Annotated in this window: 14 protein-coding genes and 1 pseudogene; 6 read left to right on the forward strand and 9 right to left on the reverse strand. The window is 46.3% G+C overall.

Translation table 11 applies throughout. The annotated features are described in order from the left end of the window. Positions 1 to 187: 187 nt before the first annotated feature. Positions 188 to 1,426, forward strand: coding sequence for a precorrin-6y C5,15-methyltransferase (decarboxylating) subunit CbiE (cbiE, locus tag H6F63_RS13295; RefSeq protein ID WP_190638018.1), 1,239 nt, complete (start codon positions 188 to 190; stop codon positions 1,424 to 1,426). A gap of 12 nt (positions 1,427 to 1,438) precedes the next feature. Here cbiE and H6F63_RS13300 read toward each other — a convergent pair whose 3' ends face one another. From H6F63_RS13300 to H6F63_RS13310, 3 genes are all read right to left on the reverse strand, one after another. Next, positions 1,439 to 2,395: a transposase gene (locus tag H6F63_RS13300; protein ID WP_190638021.1), complete on the reverse strand. Its 957-nt coding sequence runs from the start codon at positions 2,393 to 2,395 to the stop codon at positions 1,439 to 1,441. Positions 2,396 to 2,517: 122 nt separating this feature from the next. Continuing rightward, complete coding sequence (locus tag H6F63_RS13305; protein WP_199298004.1) at positions 2,518 to 3,417, reverse strand: type II CAAX endopeptidase family protein; 900 nt, start codon at positions 3,415 to 3,417, stop codon at positions 2,518 to 2,520. Positions 3,418 to 3,627: 210 nt separating this feature from the next. Next, positions 3,628 to 4,059: an AbrB family transcriptional regulator gene (locus H6F63_RS13310; RefSeq protein WP_190443063.1), complete on the reverse strand. Its 432-nt coding sequence runs from the start codon at positions 4,057 to 4,059 to the stop codon at positions 3,628 to 3,630. A 451-nt stretch (positions 4,060 to 4,510) separates the two neighbouring features. Between H6F63_RS13310 and H6F63_RS13315 the strand changes: the two genes are divergently transcribed. After that, positions 4,511 to 5,551: a succinate dehydrogenase/fumarate reductase iron-sulfur subunit gene (locus H6F63_RS13315; RefSeq protein ID WP_190638023.1), complete on the forward strand. Its 1,041-nt coding sequence runs from the start codon at positions 4,511 to 4,513 to the stop codon at positions 5,549 to 5,551. A gap of 10 nt (positions 5,552 to 5,561) precedes the next feature. Continuing rightward, complete coding sequence (locus tag H6F63_RS13320) at positions 5,562 to 5,753, forward strand: chlorophyll a/b-binding protein (protein ID WP_190638025.1); 192 nt, start codon at positions 5,562 to 5,564, stop codon at positions 5,751 to 5,753. Positions 5,754 to 5,849: 96 nt separating this feature from the next. Here the strand turns inward: H6F63_RS13320 and H6F63_RS13325 are convergent, their stop codons facing one another. The 6 genes and pseudogenes from H6F63_RS13325 to H6F63_RS31000 form a co-directional block, all read right to left on the reverse strand. Next, the gene (locus tag H6F63_RS13325; protein WP_190418665.1) at positions 5,850 to 7,040 is read right to left on the reverse strand and encodes a TRC40/GET3/ArsA family transport-energizing ATPase; all 1,191 of its coding nucleotides are present in this window, start codon (positions 7,038 to 7,040) and stop codon (positions 5,850 to 5,852) included. Between the two features lie 165 nt (positions 7,041 to 7,205). Continuing rightward, entirely contained in the window at positions 7,206 to 7,610 is a 405-nt protein-coding gene (locus H6F63_RS13330) for a DUF2358 domain-containing protein (protein ID WP_190638028.1), read from the reverse strand. A gap of 123 nt (positions 7,611 to 7,733) precedes the next feature. Further along, a complete protein-coding gene (locus tag H6F63_RS13335) occupies positions 7,734 to 8,303 on the reverse strand; it encodes a CesT family type III secretion system chaperone (RefSeq protein WP_190638030.1) in 570 nt (189 codons plus the stop codon). Positions 8,304 to 8,409: 106 nt separating this feature from the next. Next, the gene (locus tag H6F63_RS13340; protein ID WP_190638032.1) at positions 8,410 to 9,663 is read right to left on the reverse strand and encodes a DUF4912 domain-containing protein; all 1,254 of its coding nucleotides are present in this window, start codon (positions 9,661 to 9,663) and stop codon (positions 8,410 to 8,412) included. Positions 9,664 to 10,314: 651 nt separating this feature from the next. After that, positions 10,315 to 11,276, reverse strand: a pseudogene (locus H6F63_RS30995) (AEC family transporter). Between the two features lie 90 nt (positions 11,277 to 11,366). Continuing rightward, positions 11,367 to 13,700 (reverse strand): IMS domain-containing protein, encoded by a 2,334-nt coding sequence (locus H6F63_RS31000; RefSeq protein WP_190638034.1) that lies wholly within the window; start codon positions 13,698 to 13,700, stop codon positions 11,367 to 11,369. A gap of 162 nt (positions 13,701 to 13,862) precedes the next feature. Here H6F63_RS31000 and pdhA point away from each other — a divergent pair, with 162 nt between their 5' ends. The 3 genes from pdhA (at position 13,863) to purL (ending at position 17,724) form a co-directional block, all read left to right on the forward strand. After that, positions 13,863 to 14,894 (forward strand): pyruvate dehydrogenase (acetyl-transferring) E1 component subunit alpha, encoded by a 1,032-nt coding sequence (gene pdhA, locus H6F63_RS13355; protein WP_190438498.1) that lies wholly within the window; start codon positions 13,863 to 13,865, stop codon positions 14,892 to 14,894. A 159-nt stretch (positions 14,895 to 15,053) separates the two neighbouring features. Further along, positions 15,054 to 15,284, forward strand: a complete 231-nt coding sequence (locus H6F63_RS31005; RefSeq protein WP_190638036.1) for a DUF2887 domain-containing protein — start codon at positions 15,054 to 15,056, stop codon at positions 15,282 to 15,284. A gap of 106 nt (positions 15,285 to 15,390) precedes the next feature. Beyond that, positions 15,391 to 17,724, forward strand: a complete 2,334-nt coding sequence (gene purL / locus H6F63_RS13365) for a phosphoribosylformylglycinamidine synthase subunit PurL (protein WP_190638038.1) — start codon at positions 15,391 to 15,393, stop codon at positions 17,722 to 17,724. Positions 17,725 to 17,798 lie beyond the last annotated feature (74 nt).

The following is a 17,798-nucleotide window of genomic DNA, read 5'->3' on the forward strand; positions in this document are numbered from 1 at the left end:
TACTACCCACAACGGATAACGGGGTTGGGTGCGGAAATCTCGAATTTGTTGCAGATGCGCTATCAAGCTCATTACACTAACGTAGACAACGACTACCTCTCCATTTTCTTCATGCTCTTTTTTCTCTCACCAATGAATCAGCCCTGCCTTAAAAAGGGGGACAGAGGGGATCGCCTTTTGCTTTTCTATGACTGTACACGTTGTCGGAATTGGCTTGGATGGCGCAGCAGGACTAACAGAAACTGTGCGGCAAATTGTGGATCGGGCTACGCTGCTAATTGGAAGCGATCGCCACCTCTGTTACTTTCCCCATCATCCAGCCCAACGTTTTTTACTAGGGGATTTAAAAGCAGCAATTGACAAAATTCGCAATTGCTTGTACGTTACTTCAGAAATAATTGTGGTATTAGTCAGCGGCGATCCGCTATTTTTTGGATTGGGACGGCTGCTACTTGTAGAACTTCCAGCAGAACAATTAACTTTTCACCCGCATCTGAGTTCGGTTCAACTGGCTTTCAATAAAATTAAAGTGCCTTGGCAGGATGCGCGGGTGATTAGCGCTCACGGGCGATCGCTTGACGAGTTAACTGTAGCACTCCAACAAGGCGTGCAGAAGATTGCGGTGCTGACAGATGGGACGAATACGCCAAATGCGATCGCACATCTGTTAGTTGCCTTAGATTTACCCAGCAATTACCAATTCTGGGTATGTGAAAATCTCGGCGGTGTCGATGAACAGGTTCAATGTTTAGCGATAGACAGCCTGCTGGATAAAACTTTTGCACCCCTGAATGTCGTGGTATTACTACGTGTAGAGGCGGATGAATTGCCTCTAAATTTAGAATCTTTGCCGATGCTGGGATTACCAGATCGGAGTTTTTTGAGTTTTAGCGATCGCCCAGGTTTGATGACTAAACGCGAAGTGCGTATTCTCGTATTAGGAGAACTAGCACTACAGCCAAAACAAATTATCTGGGATATCGGTGCCGGAACAGGATCGGTTTCTATCGAAATTGCCCGTTTGTTCCCCACGTCTCGCGTGTATGCGATTGAGAAAACCTCTGCTGGCACCAGTTTAATCCAGAAAAATTGCGATCGCTTCCAAGTAGAAAACGTAATTTCTATTCATGGCGATGCACCAGAAGCTTTATCTCAACTTCCACCACCCAACCGCATCTTTATCGGTGGTAGCGGCGGCAATTTAACTGAAATTCTCGATACCTGTAATAATCAGCTAACTTCTAATGGTGTTTTGGTGTTGGCACTAGCAACTTTAGAACATCTTAATACAGCTTTGGATTGGCTTTCCCGTCACAGTTGGGATTACCAGTTGTTGCAAGTGCAGCTATCGCGTTCCGTACCTGTGGGAAACTTGACGCGGTTTTCGCCTCTTAATCCAGTGACGATTTTAACTGCAACTCGTTGAAGGCGCGATCGCTCATCCAGAAACCACTTCATCCAAGACTTGCTGGAATTCTTCCACAGAACCAATAAGAATCGCTCTTGTGAAAAGCGTTTTCAGGACGGACGGATCGTTTATCCCGTTAATCCTCTCGACAATAGAGTTTGGCACTTCTGGAAACCGCGTTTCCAAGACTGCGATCGCATCCTCTCGTGCCTTTTCCACCATCCCTTCCTGCTTTGCCAACCGCTCGATACTGGTTACGTAACGCATTCTAGTCGCCTCCTCGTAACTTTTTACTACTGCTTTAAAACCTTGCGCCAACTCTTCTGGTAGCATCATCAGCCAGTCGATAAACCGAAACAACTTTAGGATATCTTCTCGGCTATACTCCCGTTCGTACAGCCTTCTGACCAGGCTTAGTTTCCACTGTAGACGACTCTGTGGGTTTCGGTGCGTCGCTTTAGTCTTTAAATGCGCCATCACAATTACAGCAAAGGGATTAGTGCTTTGTTCTAGACTTTCCCACTGCGCCTCATAGTCCAAAAGTTTCGCTACGGGAAACTCTAAACTAACGCGACATCCCCCAAGTTGATAACCGTAGCTAGAAGGTCGCCAATTTTTCTCTTCGTCTGCCAAAATTGCTAAACTGATAACTCGCTGTTTGTGGCGGTCATACAAGCGGTAATTGTATGTGTACATTCGTTCGGCAAACTTGCTGTCGTACTTCCCTTGAACTTCCACATGAACCAATACCCAAGCTTCTTCGCCTCCCAGCAGCCAAACCTTCGCGACTTTATCTACCAAACGCCGCCCAATTTCTGCATCTGGTTCTAGCTGTTGTAGTTCTGTGTCTAGAAATTCATAGGCTGGATCTCGCTGCCAGTCGATTTCGGCATAAACTAAGAGGAAAAAGAACTCCAAAAAGCTGGGAAAATATTCCTCTATGACTTCTTTCCAGGGACTATCGTAATCAGTAGATTGCTCGGTCATAGGTTTTCAACTGCCGAAACTGAATCATAAACTGTGGCTGATTTGCGATCGCTTCCCCAAAACTTCTTCTGATATCGATAATCTCAGGCTTTGTTTGCTCTAGACTATTTCATGTCCTCGGCTCAATTAAATAACACCCAAAGAACGCCTCCAGTTCCCAATACACACAGAATTCCCATCCCACCAGCTAAGGGTTTTTCTCCTAACCCAGTCATCCAAGCTGGAACTTTACCCGTGTAAGTAATCAACCCAACGGTATCCAAACTAGCTATAACCCAAATCCAACCCGCATGTAGTCCCCAAGGCAAACCCAGACTACCACCATCACAAGCACGGGCTAATACTAATACCATCCCCATCAGCCACAATCCCGGCAGCTGAGGCAGAGTTTCTTGCTGTTCCCAAACCAGATGTAGCAGAGCAAAAATTAAGCTAGAAATTACTGCCGCTACCCAAACTGAATAATCTTGCTGGAGGGAAGTAAGCAAAAATCCCCGAAAAATTAACTCTTCAATTCCACTTACCAACAATCCTATTAATAGTGTCGGTAGCAGGATAGATCCCACTACCGATCCAATTTTGGGTGACTGGATCTCTGCCTCTGGAGAACTTTGATCTTCTTCCCAGTGCCAATTTATCCAGCCCAAGGCTTTTTCGATGCCAAACACTACCACCAGGCTTAGCACAGCCAAGCCTAAGCCTTGTCCTAGTGAAACTAAAACAGAAGCTTTCCAATTCAAGCCGTAATCTGAAAAAGGCACCCCCTCCACCAAAGAAGCACCCCACACAATCAGTGGGGCAATTAAGTAAAGCGAAGCTAATAAAGGTAGCTTTTGCTCTACTGCCAATGGCTTAGGGGGCTGCCATTTCAGAACTTTTGCCAGAGGAATCGCCACTGGCAACCAAAGAACTAGCCAAACAAGGAAAAAAGCGATCGCTTTCCACACAGCGGCTGCCTCTGCAAGTAACGCTAGCAACCGCTCTATTTGGTCAAAAATAACCATTGTCAAGACAGCTTTCATTGGCACAAGCTTAACATCTTAACGAAAGCGAAAACACTGCCTTGTATACTTTCGGAGGGCGAGCATAAACCCACGCAGCTACTATGCAATAGCCCTCCGATGTATTAGCAAAACACTAGACAATCCCCTTTAAGGAAAGCCAGTTAATTTTCTTTCAGATGAAACAGCTTGTTTTGTCAAAAGCACCCCTAGACCAGTAACTATTACTGCCTAAGATTCATCCTCGTCCTCGTCTTCAGTATCTTCCTCCATATCTTCCGCTGCCCGGGTTTTATCGCCATCCACTTGAATTAAGTGAATATGCTTGTAGCCCAGCTTTATTTCAAACTCATCACCAGGCTTTAATCCCATTGCCTCAGTGTAGGTTGCACCAATAACAATTTGACCGTTTTTGTGTACGCTTACACGATAGGTTGGTTCGCGTCCGCGTCCATCTTTTGTTCCTTCTGGATCGAGAGGAACACCTTTAGCGCCCAAAACTGCGTCATAAAAGTCTGTTAAGTTGACACGAGTCTGGTTGTTCTTAGTCACGGTGTAATAGCCACAGCGTTTTGCTGTTTCTCGCCGTGGTAAGTTTGAAAGCTCTTTTACTTTTTGAAGCAGTGCTTTCCCTGTCAATGGAGATGTTGCGGTTTCAGTCATCGTCTTACAAAATACACTTCAATCTACAGTATAGTAAAGAGAGTCTTCTGCCAATATTTGAGTACATAAAAAATATATATTTAACTTACTCAGCCCAACAAACGATTTTTACAAGGTGAGTCCTCAAGTTCATGTCTTGCTGCAAAATTTGGTTGTTCGGTAACAGTTGAGGTTATTACTACCACTTGTCAAGTCATTTAAGGAGCGACCAGAGACAAGAGGCTAACGACTCTATAATTTTATAAAGTCTAAAGTGTAAAGTATACTATTATCGGAAATCTATCTTTGGGATGACAAAGCGGCGATTGATCTGTTTTGTCTTCATGGCTCTCGACATAAAAAATAAGAGTTGCACACCCAAGTCAATCTATGTAAAACAAAGTTGTGCTTGCCTACACAGTGCTGATTTCAGTCTTAGACTAGAAGATGAGAGAATGAAGAGCCTTTAATCATGCAAGTCCTTTTTAAGGTCATTAGGCAGGAGCAAAATTCTCCTCCTCAAGTTCAGACTTACACACTGGATGTTGATCCCGGCAACACAATTCTGGATTGCCTAAATCGTATTAAGTGGGAACAGGATGGAAGTTTAGCTTTTCGCAAGAATTGTCGCAACACAATTTGCGGCAGCTGCGGAATGCGAATCAATGGTCGTTCTGCGCTAGCTTGCAAGGAAAATGTGGGCAGTGAACTGCAAAGGCTGCAACAGATAGCGGCAAGTGCTACAGCCTCAGATACAGTGAGAAATACCTCAGATGTCATCCCAGAAATTACTATTGCCCCAATGGGCAATATGCCTGTAATTAAGGATTTGGTGGTAGATATGCACAGCTTTTGGGATCACCTTGAAGCTGTTGAACCCTATGTCAGCACTGGTGCAAGGCAAGTTCCGGAACGAGAGTTTCTGCAAACACCCCAAGAGCGAGAGAAACTGAATCAAACAGGCAATTGTATTTTATGCGGTGCCTGCTATTCTGAATGCAATGCCCGTGAAGTAAACCCAGATTTTGTAGGCCCCCACGCTTTAGCTAAAGCTTACCGGATGGTGACGGATTCTCGCGACTTTGAAACAGAATCTCGTTTGGAAAAATATAATCAGGGGACTCAGGGCGTTTGGGGCTGTACCCGCTGTTTTATGTGCAATACGGTTTGTCCGATGGATGTTGCCCCAATGGATCAAATCGGTAAAATTAAACAGGAAATTCTTGACCGGAAGGATGCCCAAGACAGCCGCCAAGTTCGCCACCGGAAAGTATTAATTGATTTGGTTAAGGAAGGCGGTTGGATTGATGAACGCCGATTTGGGCTGCAAGTGGTGGGTAACTCTTTTCGAGATATTAAGGGGTTAATCAGCTTGGGGCCACTGGGTTTAAGAATGCTGGTTCGGGGTAAGTTCCCTTTGGGATTTGAGCCGTCCGAGGGGGCGTTGGTGGTCCGATCGCTTATTGAATCTGTTCAAAGTCTGGAATTTCAACCAACATCTGACCAATATTAAACTAAAAGCGATGAATCCTGAAACTACTCCAACACCAAAACAAACGCCAGCAGAAGATTATAACAATCCAGAACCTGCTTTTGGCTTTTCACCCTACGCCGAGCAACTTAACGGACGCTTCGCTATGGTAGGGTTTGTTGCTTTGTTAATACTGGAATTTTTCACCCATCAGGACTTTTTCACTTGGCTGGGATTGCGCTAATAGCTTACTCGTAAAGTAGCAAATAGCAAATCTAGGCAGATACTCTAGAATCTAGAGTATCTGCCTCCATCCCTGAATTTGCCTAGATTAATTTTCTCAGCTTACCTTAACCGCATCCGCAAATCGGATTTTCAGATAATCATTCTCCATCTTGGCCCCGGATGGTTGTAAAGCCGCAAGTGCTTGCGGCAACACCAAATTTCGCCGATGGTTGCCAATGGTAATATTTAATTCATCCCCAGTTTTACTCAATTGAACTTGATCCTTGGCAATACCAGGTAAATACAGTTCCAAACTGTACTGGTTTTTTTCTTGGACAACTCTCAGAGTCGTTTCCTTGTAATATACCTGAGTCGGGTCTTCGTCCTTATATAGCGTTTCCTTCAGCCGTTCTAAGGCATCCAAACCGCACATTTCCTCAGAGTAAAGCGGAACTTCCTTCACAGGCAATGGATGGAAATTTTGGTGAATATCATGCCGATATTGCTGCTGATTCTCCTTCCAACGTTGAAAGAAGGGGTCAGTCACTTGCTCTGGTATAATCCGATTTGCCACCACCAAATCTGTAGCAACGTTGTACAAACTTAAATAAGCATGGGCGCGAAGAGACTCTTTAATCACCATTTTTTCTGGATTGGTGACTAAGCGCACCGAAGTTTGAGTATTGTCAGTTAATACTTTTTCCAAGGCTTCAATCTGCTCGTAAAATTCATAGGGAGCATCCATGACCTCTTTATCTGGTAAAGAAAAACCTGCAAGTGGTCTAAAAATGGGTTCAACCAAAGGTCTTAGAGCAACTGATATTCCTTGTAATGGCTTATAAAAACGTCTCATATACCAACCGCTAACTTCGGGTAAACTTAGCAGTCTTAGCGCAGTTCCAGTAGGAGCTGAGTCAATAATGAGTACATCAAATTCGCCTTCATCGTAGTGGCGCTTCATGCGAACTAAACCGAAAATTTCATCCATCCCAGGTAGAATGGCTAATTCTTCCGCCTGTACGCCATCCAATCCCCGCGCCTGCAAAACCTGGGTGATATAGCGCTTGACAGCACCCCAGTTGCCTTCCAATTCCATCAGCGCGTCTAGTTCTGCTCCCCACAAGTTGGGGCGAACTAAACGCGGATCGTGTCCTAATTCTAGGTCAAAACTGTCGGCAAGAGAGTGGGCGGGGTCGGTGCTAAGAACTAAGGTTTTATAGCCGAGTTCAGCACAACGCAAGCCCGTTGCAGCTGCTACAGACGTTTTGCCAACGCCTCCTTTCCCTGTCATTAAAATTACACGCATTGATAATTAAACCCCGCTTGAAAATTGCTTATATTTATTTACTTTAGCGGGTTTTCTCTAAGTACAGGTATTCTTGAAGATTTTGATTCCTTAGTTTGAATCCTAAATGAAATTTATTTACTTTACTACCTTCTATAAGCCGTTATAGTAAATTTACTCTAAAAATTATTCATTTTTATTCCCTTTACGGGATGAACCGGGGATATGCTGCTTCAGGACATCGAGGTGGGAACATTTCCAGTAGTCAATATGAGAATTAATTAACCCATCGGAGTTGACTTTTAATTCGCTCCAGCCGGGAACAGCAATGCGTGGTTTCCAGGGAAGCGGGGTATTCCAACTTAATGTCCACTCCATGTTTATTGTGTCTCCTGACTGGCGAATGTCGTGTAAATCCATCTTGACGGCAATAAAAAAGGTGTTGATAAAGCCAATCATGGCTTTATACTTCCCAAGACCACGAAATTTGCTGAGGGGATCTTGGAAAAAGATATCTTTTGCATAGATGCTGAAGGTCTGGTTTTCTGGGAATCTCTGATAGTCTTCTTTAAGAATTTGAAGGATGCCCATAAGATAAAAAGTATGATTAGAAGTTATACCTAGTTTGCTAAAACTCTCTGGAGGCTAGAGTTTCACAATCCAAAATCCGCTCCCCCTACATTTTTAGGGGGAATTCCAAAATCTAAAATGGTGTTAAGGTTCCACTTCTGGCCAGAGGCGTTCTAATTGACGTCGCCAAGCTGCCAGCACTTGTTCACGAGCTTCAGCGCCTAGATCCATTTCACCCATTAAACCTTCTTCATAAAACCGATCTAAGGTTTGGAGTGTTGCTTCGAGGGATTGTCCCTGTTGTTTGGCAGCGAGGATAATTTGACTGATGCGAGTTTCAATGAGCTGGTTAAAGCAGTCGGATAAACCTGTTTGATGCAGAGAAACGAGTCGCGCGATCGCTCCTGAAAAATCCTCTCCACTTAAACTATCAAGATTGTGCTGAAACACGCCCCATAACACCTCTTGATGCAGGGCATAGCGGCTTTCCTGGGTATTATCAAAGTTGGCTTCTAAGAGCTGTTCTAAAAACGGTTGAGCTTCTTGAGCGGGTGCGATTGGTACTAGAACTCGCAACCAAGATCCATCGTCGGATAGTAGCACCAACAGCCGCATTTGGGGCGTTTCTACTTGCCACAATCCGGGTGCGGTTGCCTCAATAGCTTCTGCACCAAATATTTCTGTAAGGTTAGCGTTGATTTGTTCAGGTTTCATAATTTTCTAATAATAATCCCCCAACTTGCGTCGGGGGAAACTTCTCAAGACATAGAACTGAGGAAGGAAGGGAGAATTAATTCATTTTTGTTCATCCCTCATCCTTTTAGGTCAACCATTCGGGAACGGCTTCTTCTTTAGTATTGGTATTCCGGCTAGGAGTTTCGCGGGTGAACTTCATGTGAACTGAGCGGGTTTGCTCGCCATCAGCCGCGACAGCCATGATCGGATAGTCAATCAACCCATCTTGGAAGGACATTTGGAAGCGGAAAGTACCATCGGGATTCAGCTTAATTGGACGACCCCCAATGGTAACAGTAGCATCAGGCTCGGTAGCACCGTAAACAATCAGCTCAGCATCGGCAATTAACCAGAACTGACGCGGACGCATAGGTATTGCGGAAGCAGAGAAGCCAGCACCCGACATTCCAACACCGGACATGGTAAGACCAGAGGTGGTGGGAACTGCCCACATACCAACGCCAGAGGGGAAGACGTAGGAGCTGATGGCTTGTTCTGCGAGGGGTACTTGCTGCATGGAACCGTACAGCGAACCTGCTACGCGCTGAGCTTCGGTGGTCTGAGCCATGCCGAAGATTTCGTCGTAGATGGGGTTGCCAGTGGCGGGGGCGGCACTGTAACCAGTTGCTGCCATTGGCATTTTCTTGGCTGGAGGAACCAATTCGAGGAAGGTTTTGCCGCGCAGGTCTTCTTCCCAGGCTAGGGTGATGAATTGGTCTTCAATCCAGTCGCTAGGATAAACGGGAGGAACGCGCACGGGAGCGGAACGAGCTAAGACTAAAAAGCGACCATCTGCACAGCGGTAGCCGATATCTACAACGTAGTCGCGATCGCTCACGGGCATCGGCAAATACCATTCCCGCGCTAACTCGTCGCAAGGATATTCCTGAATGCTGTGTGGGCTTTGGTATTCCAGGCTCATGTCTGTGACATCATACAGTCGCAGAGCTAGTTGTTGTCCCCCCTGACGGCGCAAGTCTTCTTTATGCTCGTTGGGGATATCCCAGTACGTGTAAGCCCATTGCGGATCGCGAGGCATCAAGACAACGCGGCTTTCACCGTAACCACCAGGTAAATCTCCTAATCCTTCGTCTACGGATGCCAGCGTACCGCCAGTCCGGTCTTCCTGACCAAGTTCAAATTTTGCTGCTTCCACTTCTTCTTGTGCCTCCAGTGTGCGAGATGGACTGAGAGAAATCTTGGTGCGTTGAACTTCTTGAATTGATGCCAGCAGTTGGTCTTTCCGCATTCTGCTGTATCTAGAGATGCTGCATTCACTGGCAACTTTGCGAAGTTGCCGCAATGTCATCTCTTCTAGGGGTGGGCGTTCTTTTGCCATAACGTATTGTCTCCGGTAGTTTCTTTCGGCAGGTAGGTTACTCCTCTAGAGACTGGTTAACGAAGCGCACAAAGTGCAGTTTCGCGTCTCTTCAACTTCGGAAAGCTGGGCAATATTGCCTCTTACTGAAATCCGTAACGTCTTTTAGTTGGTTCCGGTCTTGAGCGAGTCGATTTTTCCTTTAAGTAGCAGGATTTTCAAACGACACCTTGAAGACTTACTTGCTTTCCATCTGAATTGAGAAGCGAACTGATCACCCATGTTTTCAGAAATGCGGTTTCCACATTTCTTTGGGATCGCGGGATCGCTTTGTTAATCTTATGTTGTAAAAAATTCCTGGTTAAATCAAGGGGTTTCTGGGCCGATTATAGGTATATCTACGAAGTTATAGGCAACCAGGGGATCGAATTGTCATAGATTTATGACAATTTGCGGGATGTGGGATCAACTACCGGGGAGCATTTGCCTAAATACTTTCTAGGTAAGGTAAGAATGTCAGGCTTTCCTGACAAATAACCGAGCAACCGGGTTTCTAGCTTTGGCGTTAATATTTTTCGATTAAGATAAACCTAACCCCCAACTCTTTCGCTTAAAGGGAAAGCGAGGTTAACAATTCTGAGATATTGGCTTTGGCGTAACGGGTAGCTGGATCTACTGTCCGAACAAAACTACCCATAGAGGAATCATCAGCAGCATCAATCCTGTACTCACGACAATACTGCTGGCGATTAAATCTCGGTTAAGGTTGTACTCCTCTGCCAGGATCAGACCAGCAAATGCTGTAGGCATACCCGACATCAGCACCATTGCTAAGCGCGGTTCGCCTGACAAGCCGCAAAGTGTCGTCACAATTCCGATCAGTGTTGGCAGAACGACTACTTTTAAAATGGCAGGTAGCACAGCCGTCTGAAAACTCTTCCATCCCTGAATCTGAGCCAGTCGCATACCCATCAGCACAAAGGCTCCAGAAATGGCAAACCATACAGAACTTTGTAGTCCTGATTCAATTGAGGAAGGCAATTTAATTGAGTGAGTGACACATCCTGTTATGAAAGCCCACAGGGAAGGAACAGTTAAAACGTCTCGAATTTGAATCCACCAACTATTACCTACAGATAGTCGCCCAAAGTAGCTGGCTAAGAATACGCCTAGCCCGTAAGTCCCAAAGATGTTTTGAGTGACGCTGTAGAAGACAGCCAGACCAACAGCCTGAGTGCCAACCAGAATGGGAGCGATCGCTAACCCCACAAAACTTGTATTTCCTAACATTGCGGCTAGGATAAAACTGTCCTGAGTAGACCGATCTAAATCAGGTAAAAAATATTTTTTATGTTCGCTTTCTGGTGCAACAAATTTTTTCCAAACCCCCAAACTCAGCCATGCCAAAGTGAAACCCAATATTAAAGCTCCCACTGTAATACTTGGTGCCAGTCCAACATTTGAGAAAAATTGGTGCGACGAACCAGCGCTAGAATTTCTAACGGCACCCCAACCCAATAGAGAGTACGACCCAGAAACCTAGGCAAAGCGCTGGGAAGAAATCTAAATAAGATTAGGCCCAGCCCTGTCCACAGGATTAAAGGTGTATAAGCGTGAAACAGGGTTTCCGTCATTAGTTATTAATCACGAGTTAATAGCTAATGGTTTTTGAACAATTAGCCAGTTTCGCCTTAGCAGTTAACAATCCTTCAACGAACAAGTGACTATTTCAGCACAGTCATATCCTTAATCAGCCACTGACCATCTCTGCGTACCAAGTCATAACGGACACGCAGACTTTCATCGGAAGAATTGACTTTATTTTGCTCACCGGCTCGATAACTATCTACGGCTTCATTCACCTGTGCATCTACGCTAGCTTGATCTGGGTTAGTATCCCCTGTTTGAACAGATGTTACTTCGACCTTGTGCTGGTACTTCCGATAGGAGTTAGTGTTTTTAACGGTTTGGGCGTTTCTCTGCCAGCGAGATAAAGCTGGATCAACTAAGATTTGCTGTAACTTATCAACGTTATGCTCTGAACCGAAAGCATCTGCTTTACTTGATAGCCAAATCTGAATTACTTGTCGAGCAGTTTCCTCGTTTAGAGGGCCACTTGGAGCGATTAACTGACTACCAGGTTCCGGAATTGGTATAGGAGGTGCAGCCAGTTGTACCCAAGGTTGCTCTCCCACTAATTCGGGTTCCGAGAAACTGCCGAGGGTTTTTTGTAGCCAATTGAAAGTAGCGACTAAGAGCATTAATAAAACTCCCGCGCCCAAGATTCCGGCAATTAAGAGTAAAATCAACCGCCCCGATTTTGGCGATCGCAACTTCGATGTTCTGCTGGCGCGACGAGTCGATAAATCTCCCCCACTTGGCGATGCTTTTGAGCCAGAATCGGTTCTACGTAAGCGGCTAGCGAACGTGGCGTTTCTGGCTTCTGCTTTGCCATTCTTGCGCGATCGCACTGAAGAATCGCCAGCCAAGCCTGTATCTTGCCCCTCGGTTTCCGGCGACGGTATAACAATTCGCTCTGCCGTCGGTAGAGGAGAAGCACCATTTGCCTGCGGACGAGCGATTGTAGCAGTCATACTTGCCAGTCGAGAGGCAGCAGTAGGTTCCAAGGGAGGTGATACATAAGAATCTTCGGCATTTTCTCTTGTCTCTTCCCTCGAAGCTCCGTTATTGGAACTTTCTGCCCCCACAGGTTTGCGGAATCCTGGTGGATCGCTCACACTCCGTCCAGGGGGAGCAGCCGCATAAGATACTTGCTGAGTCGGCATTACCGCCCACTCGTTGGTCACATCTTCTTCTACTGGCAACTCTTCCAAATAAGCCTGAACCTGGTCATCTGCAAAATAATCCTTCAAAGAAGCCCGTACTGAAGCCAAGTCTCGGAAGTGGGGAAACACTTCCGTTTGCAACCAGCGCTCTCCGTAGAGACACAATCCTGGTAGCAAATCTGGCGCACCCTGAGAATGTTCTCGAATAAAGGCCAGAGGTTCGTACTCTTGGCTGAGTTCCAGAGCGCGACTGGCTTCTTCTGTTTGACCTAGTAGCAGCGCACACACTGCCTGTTCCAGATGTACATCCTGACGCTTACCCAAACGCATCAGCATCTGCTTGGCTTGTCTAATCAGGGCGGGCTGTCGTTCGGCAAACCCCCGCCCTAATAGGGCATAAACTGCTAAATAAGTGGCAACCGCCGAAGGACGACGAGCTTCTGCTTCAAATAGGTTCTGCTGTTCAGACGCAGTTAAGTAACTACGTAGCTGCTGGATGAAGCGAAGAAAGTCATCAATACTTAGCCCAGATTGATCTTCGCCTGTGCCATCAATTCCGCCGCGTTCTTGCAGCATTTCTTGCAGATGCTGCAATCCCTTGCGGCGTTCGGCAACCTTTTCCTCACTAGCCGAGAGTAATTCCAAGATGCGATAGGGACGCAACTTATAGAGATCCGCTTGAATTTCACCTCTCACGCTGGCAAATAACCCCTCTCGCAACAATAATTCTTGACCAGTTTCCAGAGAGGTAGCAGCATTTTCATATTGACCTTGCTGCCATTGCTCTCTACCTAGTTCTAGACAAGCCAGCGCCAGAGTCAAAACAATATCTGGCTGCACCAGTTCCGGGTCGCCCAAACGACCTTTTTCTAAACTGATGCTGGCGCGGCTGAGAAAGGGCCGTCCCAACTTCAGCACCAGTTCGTATTCTCCCAGCTCTTGCAAAATCAGCAGCGCCCCAACAAACTGCTCGCTTTGAATTTCGACGCTGGGGGTATAGGGGTCAACATCAGCTTTGGCTGGTGCTTCGTTTATTTCGGTACGAGGCTCCACATTGCCAAGAAAGGTGGCATCGTAGGCGGCACGCTGTTCTGGATCGCAAAGAACAGTGTAAGCTTCGTCTAAAAGTTGTTTCCTGGCGGCGATCGTAATCTCAGAATACTCGCGCCGAGGAAGTTGCAGAGCGCGATCGCGATAAGCTTGCTGCAACTGTTCAGCTGTAGCCTGAATTGGCAGGCCCAGAATCCGGTAGTAATCGAGCGGAATTCTCACAGTCTACTTCCTCAGCCCCAAGCGACTAAATTAATATCTATAATCAAACATAAACTATAGAATAGTGCGATAATTATACCCCTTAGCTTCTATAGTAGAAGCGTATCTTGGTACATAAAAACCGCCCTTCAACCAATCAAGTTAAGTTTATCCCTAAAATCAATGGTTCAGGAACGCATTTTACCCGTCTTTGATACCGCTCAAACTCAAATCACCAAAGAGGAAGGATTGCTCCTTTACGAGGATATGGTCTTGGGGCGGTCGTTTGAGGACAAGTGCGCCGAGATGTACTACCGGGGCAAAATGTTCGGGTTTGTCCATCTATATAACGGTCAAGAGGCTGTGTCAACTGGTGTTATCCAGGCGATGCGTCCCGGTGAAGATTATGTTTCAAGCACCTATCGCGACCACGTTCACGCCTTGAGTGCTGGCGTTCCAGCAAAAGAGGTGATGGCTGAGTTATTCGGTAAAGCTACTGGTTGTAGCAAGGGGCGCGGCGGCTCGATGCATATGTTCTCATCTGAACATAAGCTACTGGGAGGTTATGCCTTTGTTGCCGAAGGAATTCCTGTTGCTACTGGTGCGGCTTTTGCCAGCAAATACCGTCGCGAAGCCTTGGGCGATGCTAGTTCAGATCAAGTAACTGCTTGCTTTTTCGGCGATGGTGCTGCAAATAACGGGCAGTTTTTTGAATGTTTGAACATGGCAGCGCTGTGGAAATTGCCGATTTTGTTTGTTGTGGAAAACAACAAGTGGGCAATTGGTATGGCGCACGACCGGGCGACCTCTGTACCAGAAATTTACAAGAAAGCTCATGCGTTTGGCATGGCGGGTGTCGAGGTTGATGGAATGGATGTGTTAGCGGTGCGGGCTGTTGCCAAAGAAGCGGTCGCTCGTGCGCGTGCTGGTGAAGGGCCAACCCTAATTGAAGCCCTCACCTACCGTTTTCGCGGTCACTCTCTCGCCGACCCCGACGAACTCCGTTCCAAAAATGAGAAGGAATTCTGGTTCGCCCGCGACCCAATCAAGAAGTTGGCGGCGCATCTCACAGAGCAAAACCTGGCAACTCAAGAAGAACTCAAAGAAATTGATCGGAAAATCCAAGCCGTCATCGACGATGCGGTTAAATTTGCCGAAAGTAGCCCCGAACCCGACCCCAGCGAGTTATATCGCTACATTTTTGCCGAAGATTAACACTTGAGTTAACAACTTTTAATTAAAAATAAGGTGGGCAATGCCTACCTTATTTTTTCTCTAATAATTGCTATTTTCGCCTAATAGTTAATAATCATTAGATTGTTTTAATTGGTGGCAAAATAATATTTGTAAAAATTGTCAAAATAATCGAATACTGTGAGAACAGCTACAATTTTCTATCGACTCTTTAAAACCTTAACTAGTCTCTTATTTGAACTTATCGGGAAGCCACCAACCCAAGCTCAAAGCTACCAATTTTGCTCAAAAGAAATCAAAAAACTATCTCGCAGCTTCGATAGTGTATTTCTTCCCCCAAACTTCCACCAAGTAAGATGCACCCTTGATATCCCAAAATTTAAGCCAGTTGAAACTGACTTTAGCTCTTAGCCAAAACTTTAGTTCAGCGCCATCCGCGTATAGAGTAGCGAACCTAGAGCAAAAGTAATGGGAAAATATCGATACAATTAAGCGTGTTACGCCTTTCATGGGTTCTATGTCTACAATCTCCTCTGCTCCCTTTTCCCCTGAAGAAATCGCCGCTGAAGGTATAAAGCCGGAAGAATACACAGAAATTGTCCAGCGGCTAGGTCGTCATCCTAATAAAGCTGAGTTGGGAATGTTCGGTGTAATGTGGTCGGAACATTGCTGCTACAAGAACTCACGACCGCTATTAAAGCAATTTCCCACAGAAGGCGATCGCATTCTCGTCGGGCCAGGAGAAAATGCTGGTGTTGTAGACTTGGGCGACGGGCTGCAGCTGGCGTTTAAAATAGAATCCCACAATCACCCCTCAGCTATCGAACCATTTCAAGGAGCAGCAACGGGAGTAGGTGGTATCCTCCGGGATATCTTTACAATGGGTGCGCGTCCCATTGCTTTGCTAAACTCCCTCCGCTTCGGTTCCCTAGAAGATGCCAAAACACGACGACTCTTCAGCGGCGTGGTATCGGGAATCTCACATTATGGTAACTGTGTCGGAGTCCCCACAGTTGGCGGTGAAGTTTACTTTGACCCAGCTTACAGCGAGAATCCCTTAGTCAATGTTATGGCTCTGGGGTTGATGGAAACTCCGGAAATTGTGATGTCTGGTGCTACTGGAATAGGTAATCCGGTGCTTTATGTCGGTTCTACCACTGGACGCGATGGTATGGGTGGCGCGAGTTTTGCAAGTGCCGAACTCAGCGATGAATCGATGGATGACCGTCCAGCAGTGCAGGTAGGCGATCCTTTTTTAGAAAAATCCCTGATTGAAGCTTGTTTGGAGGCCTTCAAAACTGGCGCAGTGGTAGCAGCACAGGATATGGGTGCTGCTGGGATTACCTGTTCTACCTCAGAAATGGCAGCTAAAGGCGGCGTTGGGATTGAACTTGATTTAGACAAGATTCCAGTGCGGGAAACTGGGATGGTGCCTTATGAGTATCTGCTTTCTGAATCTCAAGAACGAATGCTATTTGTTTCTCACAAGGGACGGGAACAAGAGTTAATTGATATTTTCCACCGTTGGGGGTTGCAAGCTGTAGTCGCCGGAACAGTAATTGAGAAGCCGATTGTGCGGATTCTGTTCCGAGGTGAGGTAGCGGCTGAAATCCCAGCAACGGCGTTGGCTGATAATACGCCAATTTATCATCGTGACTTGTTGACGGAAGCACCAGAGTATGCTCAAAAAGCTTGGAAGTGGACAAGCGAATCTTTGCCCACTTGCACACCAGATGGCATTGAAATCCAAGGTAACTTCAAAACTTGGAATGATATCTTGCTTCAGTTGTTGGATACACCTAGCATTGCCTCTAAGCGTTGGGTTTATCGCCAGTATGACCATCAGGTGCAGAATAATACTGTAATTGTACCTGGTGGTGCTGATGCAGCAGTGGTGCGGGTGCGTCCGGTGGAAGCTAACAAAGGGGGCAATATAGGTGTTGCTGCAACGGTGGATTGTAATGCCCGTTATGTGTATCTCGACCCCTACGAAGGCGCTAAGGCAGTGGTGGCGGAAGCTGCCCGTAATCTTAGTTGTGTGGGAGCAGAACCGCTGGCGGTGACAGATAATCTGAATTTCCCTAGTCCAGAAAAGCCGATAGGTTACTGGCAACTGGCGGAAGCTTGCCGGGGAATAGCGGAAGCTTGTCGGGAGTTACAAACGCCTGTCACTGGCGGCAACGTGTCTCTTTACAATGAAACTTTGGATAGTGAGGGCAAACCTCAACCTATTTACCCGACTCCAGTTGTGGGGATGGTGGGGCTGATTCCCGATATTACGCGCATATGTGGGCAAGGTTGGCAAGAGCCGGGAGATTTAATTTATATTATCGGACAGCGTTTGGATTCATCAGAGGGTGTAACGCTGGGCGGTTCGGAGTATTTGGCGACAGTTCACGGTACTGTTGCGGGAAAACCGCCAGTGGTAGATTTTGAGTGGGAACGTAGGGTGCAAGCTGCTTGTCGCGAGGGAATTCGTCGCGGTTGGGTTCGTTCGGCGCATGATTGTGCTGAGGGAGGGGTGGCGATCGCTCTCTCAGAATCTTGCATCACTAGCAATCTAGGAGCCGAGATTAATCTTACTTCGGAATCTTCCTTACGTTGGGATGAAATTCTTTTTGGCGAAGGGGGAGCAAGAATTTTAATCTCTGTATCGCAACAACACCAAGCAATTTGGGAATCCTATTTACAGGAGCATCTGGAAGATAACTGGCAACAACTTGGTCGGGTTGGAAATCCAGACTCCTTTTTACGGGTTTTTACGACCTCAAGCCAAACCTTAATAGAAGTTAGCATGGAAGATATGAGCGATCGCACTCATAATGCTATTCAACGCCGCCTGGCAACTTAACGCTTGCCCTTTGTTTACTTCAATGCACTGCTCACCTGATAACTATAGTTATAGGTGAGCGACATTAGGTTAAG

This window comes from Trichocoleus sp. FACHB-40 (assembly GCF_014695915.1).
GTDB lineage: Bacteria > Cyanobacteriota > Cyanobacteriia > Cyanobacteriales > FACHB-T130 > Funiculus > Funiculus sociatus.